At 64.0% G+C, this 16,069-nt stretch carries 13 protein-coding genes; 7 read left to right on the top strand and 6 right to left on the bottom strand.

Going from position 1 to position 16,069, the window contains the following annotated elements; all coding sequences use genetic code 11:
• The first annotated feature begins 159 nt into the window (after positions 1-159).
• The 3 genes from ACLEJW_RS08560 (at position 160) to glpT (ending at position 3,201) form a co-directional block, all read left to right on the top strand.
• On the top strand, positions 160-723 hold the full coding sequence (locus ACLEJW_RS08560) for a lipocalin family protein (protein ID WP_440777361.1): 564 nt from the start codon (positions 160-162) through the stop codon (positions 721-723).
• A gap of 58 nt (positions 724-781) precedes the next feature.
• On the top strand, positions 782-1,741 hold the full coding sequence (locus ACLEJW_RS08555) for an MBL fold metallo-hydrolase (protein WP_440777360.1): 960 nt from the start codon (positions 782-784) through the stop codon (positions 1,739-1,741).
• A 107-nt stretch (positions 1,742-1,848) separates the two neighbouring features.
• A complete protein-coding gene (glpT, locus tag ACLEJW_RS08550) occupies positions 1,849-3,201 on the top strand; it encodes a glycerol-3-phosphate transporter (RefSeq protein WP_145182259.1) in 1,353 nt (450 codons plus the stop codon).
• A gap of 40 nt (positions 3,202-3,241) precedes the next feature.
• On the opposite strand, the gene ACLEJW_RS08545 is transcribed toward glpT, so the two are convergent.
• Positions 3,242-4,525, bottom strand: coding sequence for a Zn-dependent hydrolase (locus ACLEJW_RS08545; protein ID WP_440777359.1), 1,284 nt, complete (start codon positions 4,523-4,525; stop codon positions 3,242-3,244).
• A 10-nt stretch (positions 4,526-4,535) separates the two neighbouring features.
• Positions 4,536-6,035, bottom strand: coding sequence for an NCS1 family nucleobase:cation symporter-1 (locus tag ACLEJW_RS08540; protein ID WP_440777358.1), 1,500 nt, complete (start codon positions 6,033-6,035; stop codon positions 4,536-4,538).
• 353 nt (positions 6,036-6,388) lie between these two features.
• Between ACLEJW_RS08540 and hydA the strand changes: the two genes are divergently transcribed.
• From hydA to preA, 3 genes are all read left to right on the top strand, one after another.
• The gene (hydA, locus tag ACLEJW_RS08535; RefSeq protein ID WP_440777357.1) at positions 6,389-7,834 is read left to right on the top strand and encodes a dihydropyrimidinase; all 1,446 of its coding nucleotides are present in this window, start codon (positions 6,389-6,391) and stop codon (positions 7,832-7,834) included.
• A gap of 75 nt (positions 7,835-7,909) precedes the next feature.
• Positions 7,910-9,277 (top strand): NAD(P)-dependent oxidoreductase, encoded by a 1,368-nt coding sequence (locus ACLEJW_RS08530; RefSeq protein WP_440777356.1) that lies wholly within the window; start codon positions 7,910-7,912, stop codon positions 9,275-9,277.
• A complete protein-coding gene (preA, locus tag ACLEJW_RS08525; RefSeq protein ID WP_440777355.1) occupies positions 9,277-10,551 on the top strand; it encodes an NAD-dependent dihydropyrimidine dehydrogenase subunit PreA in 1,275 nt (424 codons plus the stop codon). Before ACLEJW_RS08530 ends, preA begins: the two co-directional genes overlap by 1 nt.
• A 36-nt stretch (positions 10,552-10,587) precedes the next feature.
• Here the strand turns inward: preA and ACLEJW_RS08520 are convergent, their stop codons facing one another.
• The 4 genes from ACLEJW_RS08520 to gnd all read right to left on the bottom strand — a co-directional run bounded on the left by ACLEJW_RS08520 (position 10,588) and on the right by gnd (position 15,639).
• Positions 10,588-11,214 (bottom strand): TetR/AcrR family transcriptional regulator, encoded by a 627-nt coding sequence (locus ACLEJW_RS08520; RefSeq protein WP_313298670.1) that lies wholly within the window; start codon positions 11,212-11,214, stop codon positions 10,588-10,590.
• Between the two features lie 55 nt (positions 11,215-11,269).
• A complete protein-coding gene (locus ACLEJW_RS08515; protein WP_313298668.1) occupies positions 11,270-13,066 on the bottom strand; it encodes a glycoside hydrolase family 15 protein in 1,797 nt (598 codons plus the stop codon).
• 87 nt (positions 13,067-13,153) lie between these two features.
• On the bottom strand, positions 13,154-14,659 hold the full coding sequence (zwf, locus tag ACLEJW_RS08510) for a glucose-6-phosphate dehydrogenase (RefSeq protein ID WP_313298665.1): 1,506 nt from the start codon (positions 14,657-14,659) through the stop codon (positions 13,154-13,156).
• Positions 14,659-15,639: a phosphogluconate dehydrogenase (NAD(+)-dependent, decarboxylating) gene (gnd, locus tag ACLEJW_RS08505; RefSeq protein ID WP_440777354.1), complete on the bottom strand. Its 981-nt coding sequence runs from the start codon at positions 15,637-15,639 to the stop codon at positions 14,659-14,661. Before gnd ends, zwf begins: the two co-directional genes overlap by 1 nt.
• A 201-nt stretch (positions 15,640-15,840) precedes the next feature.
• On the opposite strand from gnd, the gene ACLEJW_RS08500 reads away from it, so the two are divergent.
• Complete coding sequence (locus tag ACLEJW_RS08500) at positions 15,841-16,008, top strand: DUF6026 family protein (RefSeq protein ID WP_178108271.1); 168 nt, start codon at positions 15,841-15,843, stop codon at positions 16,006-16,008.
• Positions 16,009-16,069 lie beyond the last annotated feature (61 nt).

Raw genomic sequence — 16,069 nt, 5'->3', positions numbered from 1 at the left:
CTCGGCACCGCGCTTGTGCCAAAACCGGGACTGCGCTCGCTGTCGCCGGCCCCGGCTCGGTAATGCTGAAAGCTGCGAACGTGCCAAGCTGATACAACTTTTTCTCCATGGCCGTATCGAAGCCTTGGAGAGCCCTACTCGCTGACAGGAGGTTTTGCCATGGCGATGCGCACGGCCCTGATGCTTTCTTGCATGTCCCTGGCCCTGATGGGCTGCGTCGGTTCCAGCGACGATCATCACACCCCACCGAGCACTGTGCAGGTCGATCTGCAACGCTACCAAGGCACCTGGTACGAGCTGGCGCGACTGCCCATGTTCTTCCAGCGTAACTGCGTGCAGTCCGAGGCCCACTACGGCTTGCGCGAAGACGGGCGCATCGACGTCATCAACCGCTGCATGGAGAAGGACGGTGAGTGGAACGAAGCCCAGGGTGTTGCCGAGGCTCAAGTGCCGGGCAAGACCGACAAGCTCTGGGTCCGCTTCGACAACTGGTTCAGCCGCCTGGCGCCGAACCTGACCAAGGGTGAATACTGGGTGCTGTACCACGACAAGGACTACCGCGTGGCATTGGTGGGCCATCCCAATCGGGAATACCTGTGGTTGCTGTCGCGTACCCCGGCGATCACCGACCAGACGCGTGAGCAACTGCTGTCGATCGCGCGCAAGCAAGGCTACGACACCAGCGAGCTGATCTGGCGCCAGGACCCCGCCACGGCGCCTTGAGCATCGACGCACGGCTGGCGGCCGGTCAAGGTGGCCAGCTCATCTTCGGAGCGCGACAGTGGACCTGCAGTTCTTGGGCACCTCCTCGGGGGTGCCGACCAAATCCCGCAATGTAAGTGCCACTGCAGTCATCGAAACTACCGGCAAGCGCTGGTACTTGGTGGACTGTGGCGAAGGCACCCAGCACCAGCTGCTGCGCTCTGCGCTGTCGCTGCATGATCTGCGTGGCATTTTCATCACGCATGTTCACGGCGATCACTGCTTCGGCCTGCCCGGCCTGCTGGCCAGCGCGGCCATGGCTGGGCGCAGCGAAGCGCTCGATGTCGTGCTGCCGACGGCCCTGCACGACTGGCTGCGCCTGAGCCTCTCGGCCACTGCCACCTGCTTGCCTTTCGCACTGCAGCTGCTGGCCGTCGAGGACATGGGCCAATGGCGCAGCGATGCACTCGCGGTCGGTACCGTGCAGCTGTCGCATCGGGTACCGAGCGTAGGTTTCGTGTTCACCGAGACCGACCCCAATCACCGGCTGGACACCCAACGGCTGCAAGCGCTCGGCATTCCACGCGGCCCCTTGTGGGGCGAGCTGGCCAGAGGCCTGACCGTCCAGCATGCCGGACAGCGCTGGCACGGGCGTGATTTTTTCCAAGCCTCGCGCCCGCCGCAGCGCGTGATTGTCTGTGGCGACAATGACAACCCCGGCGCCCTGGCAGATCTGGCGCAAGATGTCGATGTGCTGGTCCATGAAGCGACCTACACCCGGCCGATCGTCGCGCGCAATGGCAACGCCTTCGGCCACAGTACTGCGGCGTCCATCGCGCACTTCGCCGAGCAAGCCAGGGTGCGCAATCTGGTACTGACGCATTTCAGTGCCCGCTATCAGGCTAACCCACGCCGCAGCCCTTGTATCGATGACGTACGCAATGAAGCGCGCCAATTCTACACCGGCCACCTGACCCTGGCGCGCGACCTGCAACGCTATCACCTCGGCCGCAACGGCCAGCTGACCTTGGTCGACTAACGGCATCGGTGCATCACTCGAAAATCCAGCCGACGAAAGCATTATTTTTTCTTTAACGAAAATGTAATATTCGCTTTCGCATACCTATAACAAAGCTGGAGCTTCGCATGTTTGCCTTCTTCCGCCCTGCTACCCACCGGGCGCCGCTGCCCGACGATCGCATCGACAGTACCTACCGCCGCCTGCGCTGGCAGATCTTCGCCGGGATCTTCTTCGGTTATGCCGGCTACTATCTGCTGCGCAAGAACTTCTCCCTGGCTATGCCCTACCTCATCGAAGAGCAGGGCTACACACGCGGTCAGCTGGGCGTGGCGATCTCGGCCATCGCCATTGCCTATGGGCTGTCGAAGTTCCTCATGGGCCTGGTGTCGGACCGCTCCAACCCGCGCTACTTCCTGCCATTCGGCTTGCTGGTATCAGCGGCGGTCATGTTCGTGTTCGGTTTCGCGCATTGGGCAACCTCGAGCGTGGCGATCATGTTCGTGCTGCTGTTCATCAATGGCTGGGCACAGGGGATGGGCTGGCCGCCGAGCGGTCGAACGATGGTGCACTGGTGGTCGCAGAAAGAGCGCGGCGGCGTGGTATCTGTGTGGAATGTGGCGCACAACGTCGGCGGCGGCCTGATCGGCCCGTTGTTCCTGCTGGGCCTGGGCTGGACCAACGACTGGCATGCGGCATTCTACGTGCCGGCGGCGGTGGCTGTGCTGGTCGCGGTCTTCGCGTTCGCGGCCATGCGCGACACACCGCAGTCGGTGGGCCTGCCGCCGGTCGAGCAGTACAAGAATGATTACCCCGAAGGCTATGACGAAAGCCACGAGCAAGAGTTTTCCGCCAAGCAGATCTTCGTCCAGTACGTACTGCGCAACAAGATGCTGTGGTACATCGCCCTGGCCAACGTGTTCGTCTACCTGCTGCGCTACGGCGTGCTGGACTGGGCGCCGACCTACCTCAAGGAAGCCAAGCACTTCAGCGTCGACACGACCTCGTGGGCATACTTCTTCTATGAGTGGGCTGGCATTCCCGGCACCCTGCTGTGTGGCTGGATGTCGGACAAGATCTTCCGCGGCAATCGCGGCCTGACCGGGATCGTGTTCATGGCCCTGGTGACCGTGGCCACCCTGGTGTACTGGCTTAACCCACCGGGTAACCCGACCGTCGACATGATCGCGCTGTTCTCCATCGGCTTCCTGATCTACGGGCCAGTGATGCTGGTCGGCCTGCAGGCGCTGGAGCTGGCGCCGAAGAAAGCCGCAGGCACCGCCGCCGGCTTCACCGGCTTGTTCGGCTACCTTGGCGGCTCGGTGGCCGCAAGCGCGGCGATGGGCTATACGGTCGATCACTTCGGCTGGGATGGCGGCTTCGTGATGCTGGTAGCCGCCTGCCTGCTGGCCATCGCCTTCCTGCTGCCAACCTTGCGTCACAGCAATGTGGCCAGCAGCCGGCGCGACGCCCTGGCCTGATCGCCAGGCCCGGGCTTGAGCGGCGCCGAGCAAGCGCCACTCAAGCCGCCAGGCGTGCGCTGGCGATGGCCTCGGAGGCTGCCAGCATCGCCCGCAGCAAGACCGCGCACCCTGCGCCCAGGTCTTGCTGTGTGGCGTTCTCGATCTCGTTGTGGCTGATGCCATTCTCACAGGGCACGAAGATCATTCCTGCCGGGCCCAGCTCGGCAAGAAAGATCGCGTCATGCCCCGCCCCGCTGACGATGTCCATGTGGGGCAAGCCCAGCGCCTGCGCCGAATCACGCACCGCATCGACGCAGCCTCGGTCGAAATACAGCGCCGGGAAATCCGCCGTGGGCGTCAGCTCAAAGCTCAGCCCGTGCTCGGCACAGGTGGCCTCGATCACCTCGCGCACCTGGGCGATCATCGCGTCCAGGCGCTCGCCTTGCAGATGGCGGAAATCCAGGGTCATGCGCACTTCACCTGGAATGACGTTACGCGACCCCGGATAAGCCTGCAGGCAACCGACCGTGCCACAGGCGTGTGGTTGATGGGCGTGGGCCGCGCGATTGACCGCCGCGACCACTGCCGCCGCTCCCACCAGTGCATCCTTGCGCAGGTGCATGGGCGTCGGCCCTGCGTGGGCCTCGACCCCACGCAGGGTCAGGTCGAACCATTTCTGTCCCAGTGCCCCCAGGACCACGCCGATGGTCTTGGCCTGGTCCTCGAGGATCGGCCCCTGTTCGATATGCGCTTCGAAGTACGCACCGACCGGGTGGCCGAGGACTTCGCGCTCGCCGGCATAGCCGATGGCGTTCAACGCCTCGCCCACCGAAACGCCCTGGGCGTCGCGCTTGGCCAAGGTGTCATGCAGGGTGAACTTGCCGGCAAATACCCCCGAGCCCATCATGCACGGGGCGAAGCGCGAGCCTTCTTCGTTGGTCCATACCACCACCTCCAACGGCGCTTCGGTCTCGATACCCAGGTCATTGAGGGTGCGCAACACCTCCAGCCCTGCCAGGACGCCGAAACAGCCATCGAATTTGCCGCCAGTGGGCTGGGTGTCGATATGGCTACCGGTCATTACCGGGGGCAGCTCGGGATTGCGCCCCGGGCGGCGAGCGAAGATATTGCCCACGCCATCGACGCTGACCTGGCAACCGGCCGCCTCGGACCACTGCACGAAAAGGTCTCGCGCCTGGCGATCAAGGTCGGTCAGCGCCAGGCGGCATACCCCGCCTTTGGGCGTGGCGCCCAGACGGGCAAGGTCCATCAGCGACTGCCACAGGCGCTCACTGTCGATATGCTGCTCGCTTGAAGTCAGGACGTTCCGAGCTTGGCTCATGGTTTTCTCCTCAGGCGTTTTTATTGGTCGGGGTCGGCGTTACCGCCAGGCCAGCCACCACCCGCGCGCCGAGGGCGTAGTACAACGCGCCGCCCAGCAGTGAGCCGGTGAACCAGCCGTAGTCGTAGAACCAGCTGAAGCGGCTGTCGCCGATGGCCACTACGGTCAGCGCCACCGGCACGCCGAAGGCGACGAAACCGGCCCAGTTCCAGGCCGGGTAGACGTCGTCGCGGTACAGGCCGGCCAGGTCCAGGCGCTGGCGGCGGATCAGGAAATAGTCGACCACCATGATTCCCGCGATCGGCCCCAGCAGGCTCGAATAACCCAGCAACCAGTTGAAATAGACGCTTTCCAGGCTCAGGTCCGAAACGATCCAGCCGAGTTTTTTCAACAGCTCGTGGCTCATCAGCGCCAAGCCAATGAAGCCGGTCAGCCACACCGCGCGGGTACGTCCGATCAGGCGCGGGGCGATGTTCTGGAAATCATTGGTGGGCGAAACGATATTGGCCGCCGTGTTGGTCGACAATGTGGCGATGACGATCAGCGCCATGGCCAGCGCCACCCAGCCAGGGCTCTGGATCTTGCCGATCAGGGTCACCGGATCGGACACCGTTTCCCCCACCAGCGATGCCGAGGCTGCGGTCATCACCACGCCCAGGGCGGCGAACAGGAACATGGTCAGCGGCAGCCCGAAAATCTGCCCGAGGATCTGGTCCTTCTGGCTTTTTGCATAGCGACTGAAGTCGGGAATATTCAACGACAGGGTGGCCCAGAAGCCGACCATGGCCGTCAGCCCGGCGCCGAAGTAGCTCAGTACGCTGGCCCCTTCTGGACGCTTGGGTGGCTGGGCCAGCAGTTCGCTCATCGACATGTGCGGAAAGGCCCAGATCAGCAGCCCCAGGCCGACCGCGACGAGCAACGGTGCGGACAGGGTTTCCAGCCATTTGATCGACTCGGCGCCGCGTAGCACCACCCAGAGGTTCAGCGCCCAGAACAGCATGAAGCCGATCACTTCCCCGGTGCCACCCAGGGCTTTCCAGCCGTCGAATACCGAGCCCAGAAACAGGTGAATGGCCAGCCCACCGAACAAGGTCTGGATGCCGAACCAACCACAGGCGACCACCGCGCGAACCAGGCACGGCACGTTGGAGCCGATGATGCCGAACGAGGAGCGCAGCAGCACCGGAAACGGGATGCCGTACTTCGTGCCGGGAAAGGCATTGAGCGTCAACGGAATCAACACGATCAGGTTGGCCAGCAGGATCGCCAGCAGCGCTTCACCGACGCTCAGGCCAAAGTAGGCGGTCAGCACACCGCCCAGGGTGTAGGTCGGCACGCAGATCGACATGCCCACCCACAGCGCGGTGATGTGCCATTTGTTCCAGGTGCGCTGGTGCACTTTGGTCGGTGCGATGTCGTGGTTGTAGCGAGGGCTGTCGAGTACGTCACTGCCGGCATCCAGCTCGCACAAGCCTGCCTGCTCGATCACTTGCGATCTATTCTGCTGCATGGCCTTTCTCCAGATTTCTTGTAGTTGTTCGCTCATCGGGCTACTGCGACGGCCGGAGTGACGCACGTTCGGAAGCAGCAAGGTTCGGATAGCAAATCTTGCTTAAAATCGGATCCTGTCAAGTGAGACAGGATGGGCAGGCGGCTGACCAAAGCCCCTCATCTATTGGTTTACCGTTATTTTTCAATGGGTTAAAGACCTTATTAATTATCGGGAATTTTTTCTTGCTCAAATTCCGATCAGCAACTAGCCTCGAATCTTGTCAGGTCTGACAGGATTGAACCTCACCCAGGCCATGGCATACGACAATTCCAAGAACCGGCACAGACCGGTCAGCCTGCGAGGAAGACGGCATGTCCCTGTTGATCCGTGGCGCCACCGTGGTTACCCACGAAGAGAGTTACCCCGCCGATGTCCTGTGTGTCGGTGGCCTGATCCGCGCCATCGGCAAAGACCTGCAAGCCCCTACCGATTGCCAGATCCTCGACGGCAGCGGGCAGTACCTGATGCCAGGTGGTATCGACCCGCACACCCACATGCAGTTGCCCTTCATGGGGACCGTCGCCAGCGAGGATTTCTTCAGCGGCACGGCAGCCGGGTTGGCGGGCGGCACCACCTCGATCATCGATTTCGTCATTCCCAACCCGCAGCAATCGCTGCTCGAAGCGTTTCACACCTGGCGTGGTTGGGCACAGAAAAGCGCTTCGGACTATGGCTTTCACGTCGCCGTGACCTGGTGGAGCGAGCAAGTTGCCGAAGAGATGGGCGAGTTGGTGCAACAGCACGGCGTCAACAGCTTCAAGCACTTCATGGCCTACAAGAACGCGATCATGGCCGCCGACGACACCCTGGTCGCCAGCTTCGAACGTTGCCTGCAACTGGGCGCGGTGCCAACCGTGCATGCCGAGAACGGCGAACTGGTCTATCACCTGCAGAAAAAGCTGCTCGCCCAGGGCATGACCGGCCCGGAAGCGCACCCGCTGTCGCGCCCTTCACAGGTCGAAGGCGAGGCAGCCAGCCGCGCCATTCGCATCGCCGAAACCATCGGTACGCCGTTGTACGTGGTACATATCTCCAGCCGCGAGGCTCTTGACGAGATCACCTACGCCCGGGCCAAAGGCCAGCCGGTCTACGGCGAGGTGCTGCCCGGCCATCTGCTGCTCGATGACAGCGTCTACCGCAACCCGGACTGGGCCAGCGCTGCCGGCTACGTGATGAGCCCGCCCTTCCGCCCGCGCGAGCACCAAGAGGCGCTGTGGCGCGGCTTGCAGTCGGGCAACCTGCACACCACCGCCACCGACCACTGCTGCTTCTGCGCCGAGCAGAAGGCCATGGGGCGCAATGATTTCAGCCGCATTCCCAATGGCACCGCCGGCATCGAAGACCGCATGGCCGTGCTCTGGGATGCCGGGGTCAACAGCGGGCGCTTGTCCATGCACGAATTCGTCGCGCTGACCTCGACCAACACCGCCAAGATCTTCAACCTGTTCCCGCGCAAAGGTGCCATTCGGGTCGGCGCCGATGCCGACCTGGTGCTGTGGGACCCGCACGGCACCCGGACCCTATCCGCCCAGACCCACCACCAACGGGTGGATTTCAACATCTTCGAAGGCCGCACCGTGCGGGGCGTGCCCAGCCACACCATCAGCCAGGGCAAGCTGCTCTGGGCCGACGGCGACCTGCGCGCCGAACCCGGCGCCGGTCGTTATGTGGAGCGCCCGGCCTACCCGTCGGTATACGAGGTTTTGGGCAAACGCGCAGAGCAGCGTCGCCCGACCCCGGTACAGCGCCAGGGCTAGCGGGGCTGCACGGCAGCGCGAAATCCGCCGCCAGCCAGCGACGTGCATACCTAGAAAAAAGAGAGGCTATCCACCGTGATCGATGCCCTGAATCATCTGCCGCGCCCGCGTGCCGGCAGCGCCCAGTTGGCCCAACAGTTCACCGACCTGGCCCCGCCGCTCACCGCGCGCCAGGCCGCAGTCGAAAGCGCCCGCTGCCTGTATTGCTACGACGCCCCGTGCATCAACGCCTGCCCGAGCGAAATCGACATTCCATCGTTCATCCATCGCATCAGTGACGAGAACCTGCAAGGCGCCGCCGAGCGCATTCTGGCGGCCAATATCCTCGGCGGCAGCTGCGCCCGGGTGTGTCCCACGGAAATCCTCTGCCAACAAGCCTGCGTGCGCAACAACGCCCAGGAATGCGCGCCGGTGTTGATCGGGCAATTGCAGCGCTATGCGCTGGACAACGCCCAGTTCGACCAGCATCCCTTCCAGCGCTCACCCGCCACCGGCAAGCGCGTTGCCGTGGTCGGCGCAGGCCCGGCCGGGCTGTCGTGTGCCCATCGCCTGGCCATGCACGGACACGATGTGGTGGTGTTCGAGGCCGCCGAGAAACCCGGCGGACTCAACGAGTACGGCATCGCCCGCTACAAACTGGTCGATGACTATGCCCAGCGCGAGGTAGCGTTTCTGCTGGGTATTGGCGGTATCGAGATACGTCACGGCCAGCGCCTGGGCAGCAATCTGAGCTTGAGTGAGTTGCGCGATCAGTTCGATGCGGTGTTTCTGGGGCTGGGCCTCGCTGCCGTGCGTCAGCTCGGCCTGGCCGACGAGCAGGCGCCCGGCCTGCTCGCCGCCACCGCTTACATCCGCGAACTGCGTCAGGCGGACGATCTGGCGCAGCTGCCGCTGGCCGACCGCTGCCTGGTGATCGGCGCCGGCAATACTGCCATCGACATGGCCGTGCAGATGAGTCGACTGGGCGCCCGCGACGTCAACCTGGTGTACCGCCGCGGCCATGCTGACATGAGCGCGACCGGGCATGAGCAGGATATCGCCAAGGCCAATCAGGTGCGCCTGCACACCTGGGCCCGGCCGGATCAGGTATTGCTCGACGGCAACGGCAAGGTGCGCGGCATGCGGTTCATGCGTACCACACTGGTCGAGGGTCGTCTGCGCGACACGGGCGACACGTTCGAGCTGGCCGCCGATGCCATCTTCACCGCCATCGGCCAGTGCTTCGACGAAGCGAGCCTGTACGACCCGCTGGCCGCGCAGCTGGCACGTGACGGCGAGCGCATCCGCGTCGATGCGCACATGCGCACCAGCCTGCCCGGCGTATATGCCGGCGGTGACTGCACCGCACTGGGCCAGGACCTGACGGTGCAGGCCGTGCAACATGGCAAGGTAGCGGCGCACGCCATCCATGCCCAACTCATGCTCAACGTGGAGGCAGCGTAATGGCCGACCTATCGATCGAATTCGCCGGCATCAAGGCGCCCAACCCCTTCTGGCTGGCCTCGGCCCCTCCTACCGACAAAGCCTACAACGTGGTGCGCGCCTTCGAAGCGGGTTGGGGCGGCGTGGTGTGGAAGACCCTCGGCGAGGACCCGGCCGCGGTCAACGTGTCATCGCGTTATTCTGCGCACTTCGGCCCCAACCGCCAGGTCCAGGGCATCAACAACATCGAGCTGATCACCGACCGCTCGCTGGAGCTCAACCTGCGGGAAATCACCCAGGTCAAGCGCGACTGGCCAGACCGCGCCCTGATCGTGTCGCTGATGGTGCCGTGCGAAGAGGCCTCCTGGAAATTCATCTTGCCCCTGGTGGAAGCTACCGGCGCCGATGGCATCGAGCTAAATTTCGGCTGCCCCCACGGCATGCCCGAGCGGGGCATGGGCGCGGCGGTGGGCCAGGTGCCTGAATATGTCGAGATGGTCACGCGCTGGTGCACGCAGTACAGCGCGTTGCCGGTGATCGTCAAGCTCACCCCGAACATCACCGACATCCGCCAGTCGGCGCGCGCCGCGCATCGCGGCGGCGCCGATGCAGTGTCGCTGATCAACACCATCAACTCGATCACCAGCGTCGATCTGGAACGGATGGTCGCCCACCCCATCGTCGGTGACCAGAGCACCCACGGTGGCTACTGCGGCTCGGCGGTCAAGCCGATCGCCCTGAACATGGTTGCCGAGATTGCCCGCGACCCACAGACCCGAGGCTTGCCGATCTGCGGCATTGGCGGCATCGGCAACTGGCGCGATGCCGCCGAATTCATTGCGCTGGGCAGTGGCGCCGTGCAGGTCTGCACCGCGGCCATGCTGCATGGTTTTCGCATCGTCGAAGACATGAAGGACGGCCTGGCGCGCTGGATGGACCAGCACGGTCATCGTGACCTGCAGGCGTTTCGCGGCCAGGCGGTGGGACACACCACCGACTGGAAGTACCTGGACATCAACTACAAGTCGGTGGCGCAGATCGACCAGCAGGCCTGCATTGGCTGCGGACGCTGTCATATTGCCTGTGAGGACACCTCGCACCAGGCCATCGCCAGCACGTTGAAAGCCGATGGCACGCATCTGTACCGCGTGATCGAAGAGGAGTGTGTGGGCTGCAACCTGTGCCAGATCACCTGTCCGGTGGAAGCTTGCATTGAGATGGTCGCGCAGGATACCGGCAAGCCATACCTGAACTGGACGCAAGATCCCCGCAACCCCTACCGCGAAGCCAGCTGAAAAGCCGTGGGGCCACGCCGTGGCCCCTGCTGTCTTTCACGGTTCGAGTCCGATGCCACGCAGGATCACAGCGGTGACGGTTTGCACCGCCCGCTCGAACGCCCGCTCCGAGAGCGGCTCGCCCTCGTTCAACAACGTCACCTGGTAGCCGAAATCCGCATAGTGCTGGGTGGACGCCCAGATCATGTACAGCAGCGCCGAGGGCTCCACCGGCAGGATCCGCCCCTCGGCCACCCAACGGCGAATCTTCTCTTCCTTGAGCTTGGCCCACGGCACCAGGCTCTCGCTCAGGTTCACCCCCAGCACCGGCGCGCCATGCAACATTTCCTCGGCCCAGATCTTCGAGCCCAAGGGACGCGAGCGCGAGTGGCCCATCTTGGCGCGAATGTAACTGGTCAGCACCACCCGCGGGTCATCGAAGTTCTCGAAACACAGGGCGTCCTGCTTCCACTCCTCGAGCAGGTCTTGCAGCACGGCGCGAAACAGCTCGTCCTTGGTGCTGAAGTAATAGTGCAGGTTCGAGCGCGGCAGCTGCGCCTGCTCGGCGATATCGCCCATCGAGGTGGCGGCGTAGCCGTTCTCGGCGAACACTTTTTCAGCAGCGCGCAGGATCTTCTCGGTGTTGCGTCGGCGAATCTCGATTTTGTGAACACGACCGCTCATGCAGGCTCCCGCCGCCAATCCATCGCGCACGTCTACCCCAAGGGCCGTCGGCCGCTTAGCCACAGCTGGCTCGATCCCGCGCCGGGCACTGCGCCCGGTGCAGATTCAACGCGGTGTTGATGATGCCGATGTGGCTGAATGCCTGAGGGAAGTTGCCAAGCATGCGCTGGTCGGCAGGGTCGTACTGCTCGGCCAGCAAGCCGACATCGTTGCACAGACCAGCGAGTCGCTCGTACAGCGCCTGGGCCTGGGCCTGGCGACCGAGCAGCACATACACGTCGGCCAGCCAGAAGGTGCAGACCAGGAAGGTGCCCTCCCCAGCCGTCAGGCCGTCGCTGCAGCTGTCGCTGTCATAGCGCAGCAACAGGCCGTCTTTGAGCAGGCGCTGTTCGATCTGCTCCACGGTGCGCAAGACCCGCGGGTCGTCTGCCGGCAGAAAGCCGGTCAGGGCAATGTGCAAGAGGCTAGCGTCCATTTCGCTGGAGCCGTAGGCCTGGACGAAGAACTGGCCGCTCGGGTCCAGGCCGTGCTCACACACTTGCTCGCGAATCTGCTGGGCCACTTGCCGGTAGTGCTGGGCCCGCTCCCGGTCCTGCTCATTGCCATCGGCCAGCTCGGCTGCGCGGTCGAAGGCGACCCAGGCCATGACCTTGGAATGGACGAAGTGCTGGCGTGCGCCGCGTACCTCCCAGATCCCTTCATCCGGTTCGCGCCAGATGCTTTCCAGGTACGGCAGGATCAACCGCGCGATCGCCGCGCTACGCGGGTGACGTGGCAGCCCGCCGCGGATCGCCTGGGCCATGGCGTCGGCCAGCTCGCCGTAGATATCCAGTTGGGTTTGCTGCGAAGCGGCGTTGCCCACGCGCACCGGCTGAGAATGTTCATAGCCGGCCAGCCAGGGCAAGGTGTACTCCTGCAGATCACGTTCACCGGCAAGCCCGTACATGATCTGCATCTGCTCCGGGTTACCGGCTACCGAGCGCAACAACCATTCGCGCCAGGCCTGGGCCTCGTCGAAATAACCCAGGTTCATGAAGGCCAGCAAGGTCATGGTGGCATCGCGCAGCCAGCAGAAGCGGTAATCCCAGTTGCGCTCATGGCCGAGGCTTTCCGGCAGCGACGTGGTGACCGCCGCGACGATGCCCCCGGTAGGCGCGTAGGTCATGGCCTTGAGGGTCAGCAACGAGCGCCGAACCTGCGGCGTGTAAGGGCCAACATCTGGGCAGCGGTCGGCAAACCCCTGCCAGTGCAAAAGAGTGTGCTGCAAGGCTTGATCGACGTCGCAGTCCGGCAGCACCGGCAGGTGCGAGGGCTGGTGACGCAGGCTGAAGACATGACGCTCGCCCGCCTGCACCCGCAAGCGCGCGGCGGTGTGGTGATCACGGGCGTGGGTAGCGACGCTGCTGCGCAGGATCAACCGATCGGGCCCGGCAACGGCGCTGAGGGTCAGTGGGTCGAGTTTTTCCACCCAGGGCACGCTGCGCCCATAGTCGAAGCGCATCACCAGGTCCATCTCGAAACGGGTTTCGCCGGTCAGGCCTTCGACGATGCGTACCACCGAATTGACATCGTCCAGTGGCATGAAATCCAGCACCCGGGCGCGGCCGCTGGCCGTGACCCAGGTTGTTTCCAGTACCAGGGTATCGCCCAGGTACTGGCGGCTGACCTGCTCGACCGGGTCGCTGGGGGCCAGGCGCCAGCGGCCGTTCTCTTCGTTACCGAGCAGCGCGGCGAACACGGCTGGGGCGTCGAAGCGCGGCAGGCACAACCAGTCCAGCGAACCGTCACGGCTGACCAGGGCGGCGCTTCGGCAGTTGCCGAGCAGGGCGTAGTCTTCGATAAGGGCGGGCATTGCGACTCCTCTGGTGGGTTTGCCTGCACCGCTCGGCGAGCAAGCGGACCTGCGCGCCGAACGGCCGGTGCAGACAGCGAACAGCAGTTATCCCAGTGTGTGCCACTCGCGCTTGTCACGCGTCAGCAGTTCGTTGCCAGCCTCCGGGCCGTCCTCGCCGGCCGCGTATTCGTGCACCTCGCCACCTTGCGCCCAGGCATCGAGAAATGGTTGCACCGCGCGCCAGCCGTTCTCGATGTTGTCGGCGCGCTGGAACAGGGTCTGGTCACCGGTCAGGCAGTCGTAGATCAGCGTCTCGTAGCCGGTGGCCGGGGTCATCTTGAAGAAATCCTTGTAGGCAAAGCCCAGCTCGACGTTCTCCATCACCAGCTCCGGACCTGGCCGCTTGGCCTGCAAGTCGAACCACATGCCCTCGTTGGGCTGAATCTGGATCTTCAGGTAGTTGGGTTTGGGCCGCTCCAGTTCCGACTCGCGAAACTGCGCGTAGGGGGCCGGTTTGAAGCAGATGGCGATCTCGGTGTCACGCACGCTCATGCGCTTGCCGGTGCGCAGGTAGAACGGCACACCAGCCCACCGCCAGTTGTCGATCATCACCTTGAGCGCCACGTAGGTTTCAGTCTGGCTGTCCGGCGCGACGTTGCTCTCCTGGCGATAGCCGGCCAGGCGCTTGCGCCCCTGCTTGCCCGCCGCATACTGACCACGCGCCGAGTTCTTCAGGGCCATCTTGGTCGACCAAGGCCGAATGGCCCCGATCACCTTGGCCTTCTCGCCGCGCACGGCATCGGCGCCGAAGGCAGCGGGCGGTTCCATGGCAACCATGGCCAGCAGCTGGAACAGGTGGTTGGGGACCATGTCGCGCAAGGCACCGGTGCTGTCGTAGAACGCGCCGCGGGTTTCCACGCCCACGGTTTCGGCAGCGGTGATCTGCACGTGGTCGATGTAGTGGTTGTTCCAGAACGACTCGAACAGGCCATTGGAGAACCGGCTGACGAGGATGTTCTGCACCGTTTCCTTACCCAGGTAGTGGTCGATGCGGTAGATCTGCCGCTCGTCCATCACCTTCAGCAGGCAGGCGTTGAGGGCCTGGGCACTGGCCAGGTCGGTGCCGAAGGGTTTTTCCACCACGACCCGGCGAAAGCCGCCGGCCGACTCGTCGAGCAGCCCGGCCTCACCCAGGCGTTTAGCCACCTCGGGGAAGAACCGTGGTGACGTCGCCAGGTAAAAAATGGCGTTGCCGTGGCTGGTCTTGTCGATGCGCCTGGCCAGCGCGGCGTAGGTAGCCGGATCGAGGAAATCCCCGGTCTGGTAATCCAGGCGTTTGGCCAGGCGGTCCCAGATGGCTTCGTCCAGCGACGCCGGCGCACCCTCTCCGCCCTTGTCGCGACTCTGCAAGAAGTCGTGCAGGCGCCCGGCGAAGGCTTCGGCAGTGGCCTCGTTGTGGTCGACGCCGACGATGCGCAAGTTGCGGTCGAGCAGGCCGTCACGGCTGAGGTTGTAGAGCGCAGGCATCAGCAAGCGCTTGACCAGGTCACCGTTGGCGCCAAACAGAAACAGCGTGCACGGTGGGGCAGCGGGAATGGTCTGTTTGCTCATCAGTCTTTTTTCTCGACATGGCCGCCGAAGCCCAGGCGCATGGCCGAGAGGATCTTGTCGCCGTAGGTGCCCTGCTGCTGCCGCGAGCGGAAACGGGCGAACAGCGCGCTGGACAACACCGGCACCGGCACCGCCTGCTCCACCGCCGCGTCGATGGTCCAGCGACCTTCGCCACTGTCGGACACCGAGCCACTGAACTGCGCCAACTGCGGATCAGCGACCAAGGCATCGGCGGTCAGGTCGAGCAACCAGGAGGTCACCACGCTGCCGCGGCGCCAGACCTCGGCGATCTCGGCCACGTTAAGGTCGAAGCGCTGCTCGGGCGGCAGTTCTGCGCCGCCTTTGCTGCGCAGCAGGTCGAAGCCTTCGGCGTAGGCCTGCATCAGGCCGTACTCGATGCCGTTGTGCACCATCTTCACATAGTGCCCGGCACCCGCTGGGCCGGCATGGATGTAGCCGTGTTCGGCACGCTGGTGCTCGCCGCTGCGGCCGTGGGTGCGCGGGATGTCGCCGACGCCAGGCGCCAGGGCAGCGAACAGCGGTTCGAGGCGCTCGAACACGTCCTTTTCACCGCCGATCATCATGCAGTAACCGCGGTCCAGGCCCCATACGCCGCCAGATGTGCCGACATCCAGGTAATGCAGGCCGCGCTTGGCCAGCTCGGCCGCACGGCGCATGTCGTCCTTATAGAAGGCGTTGCCACCGTCGATGATGGCATCGCCCGGCTCCAGCAGATCAGCCAACTGGGCGATGGTCTGCTCGGTTGGCTCACCCGCCGGCAGCATGACCCACACCGCGCGCGGCGCCTTGAGTTTCTGCACCAGAGCCCCCAGGTCGTGGGCACCTTGCGCGCCCTCGCCTTCCAGGCCCACCACCGCCTCACGGTTGCGGTCGTGTACCACGGTGCGATGGCCGGCACGCATCAGCCGCCTTGCGATATTGCCGCCCATGCGGCCCAGCCCGACGATTCCCAGTTGCATGAGCCCATGCTCCTTTTGAAAATTAATGACGTTACGTTCAGCGTTTCAGGTTAGTCCAGCGTACCGCTCGAGGGTTCAGCGACGAACGGCGTGACCACGGTAAACAAAAAAGTTCCCTTCGGCTTCGAAAGAATTCAGAATGCGCGCCGCGTGAAGCGTCTATGCTTTAACTGTCACCAGCCAAAACCGCGAGGTGTGCTCATGGGTACCTTGATGCCTGCGACTCCAACCCAGACCCTCTATGTCTCCGTGCGCCGCGACGAACTGCGCAAACTCAAAGACGAACGTGACCAACTGCGCTTGCAGGTGGCACAGCTACACACATTGCTGGAACAGGCACGAATCGACGGCAAGTCCGTCAGCATCTGATTTGACTCCCTCGGCGGGGGCGTTCTGCCCCCCCTACGCTGTTGCCATTATCGGCACATTT

It is taken from the genome of Pseudomonas sp. SMSB3, from assembly GCF_052041965.1.
Classification (GTDB): domain Bacteria; phylum Pseudomonadota; class Gammaproteobacteria; order Pseudomonadales; family Pseudomonadaceae; genus Aquipseudomonas.
This window is presented reverse-complemented; position numbering and strand designations above follow the sequence as displayed.

Coding starts and splice junctions, on each gene's coding strand:
- ACLEJW_RS08540 (WP_440777358.1), bottom strand. CDS start 6,035: ATGCAGCAGAATAGATCGCAAGTGATCGAGCAGGCAGGCTTGTGCGAG.
- ACLEJW_RS08520 (WP_313298670.1), bottom strand. CDS start 11,214: ATGAGCGGTCGTGTTCACAAAATCGAGATTCGCCGACGCAACACCGAG.
- glpT (WP_145182259.1), top strand. CDS start 1,849: ATGTTTGCCTTCTTCCGCCCTGCTACCCACCGGGCGCCGCTGCCCGAC.
- gnd (WP_440777354.1), bottom strand. CDS start 15,639: ATGCAACTGGGAATCGTCGGGCTGGGCCGCATGGGCGGCAATATCGCA.
- ACLEJW_RS08545 (WP_440777359.1), bottom strand. CDS start 4,525: ATGAGCCAAGCTCGGAACGTCCTGACTTCAAGCGAGCAGCATATCGAC.
- ACLEJW_RS08560 (WP_440777361.1), top strand. CDS start 160: ATGGCGATGCGCACGGCCCTGATGCTTTCTTGCATGTCCCTGGCCCTG.
- ACLEJW_RS08515 (WP_313298668.1), bottom strand. CDS start 13,066: ATGCCCGCCCTTATCGAAGACTACGCCCTGCTCGGCAACTGCCGAAGC.
- preA (WP_440777355.1), top strand. CDS start 9,277: ATGGCCGACCTATCGATCGAATTCGCCGGCATCAAGGCGCCCAACCCC.
- ACLEJW_RS08500 (WP_178108271.1), top strand. CDS start 15,841: ATGGGTACCTTGATGCCTGCGACTCCAACCCAGACCCTCTATGTCTCC.
- hydA (WP_440777357.1), top strand. CDS start 6,389: ATGTCCCTGTTGATCCGTGGCGCCACCGTGGTTACCCACGAAGAGAGT.
- zwf (WP_313298665.1), bottom strand. CDS start 14,659: ATGAGCAAACAGACCATTCCCGCTGCCCCACCGTGCACGCTGTTTCTG.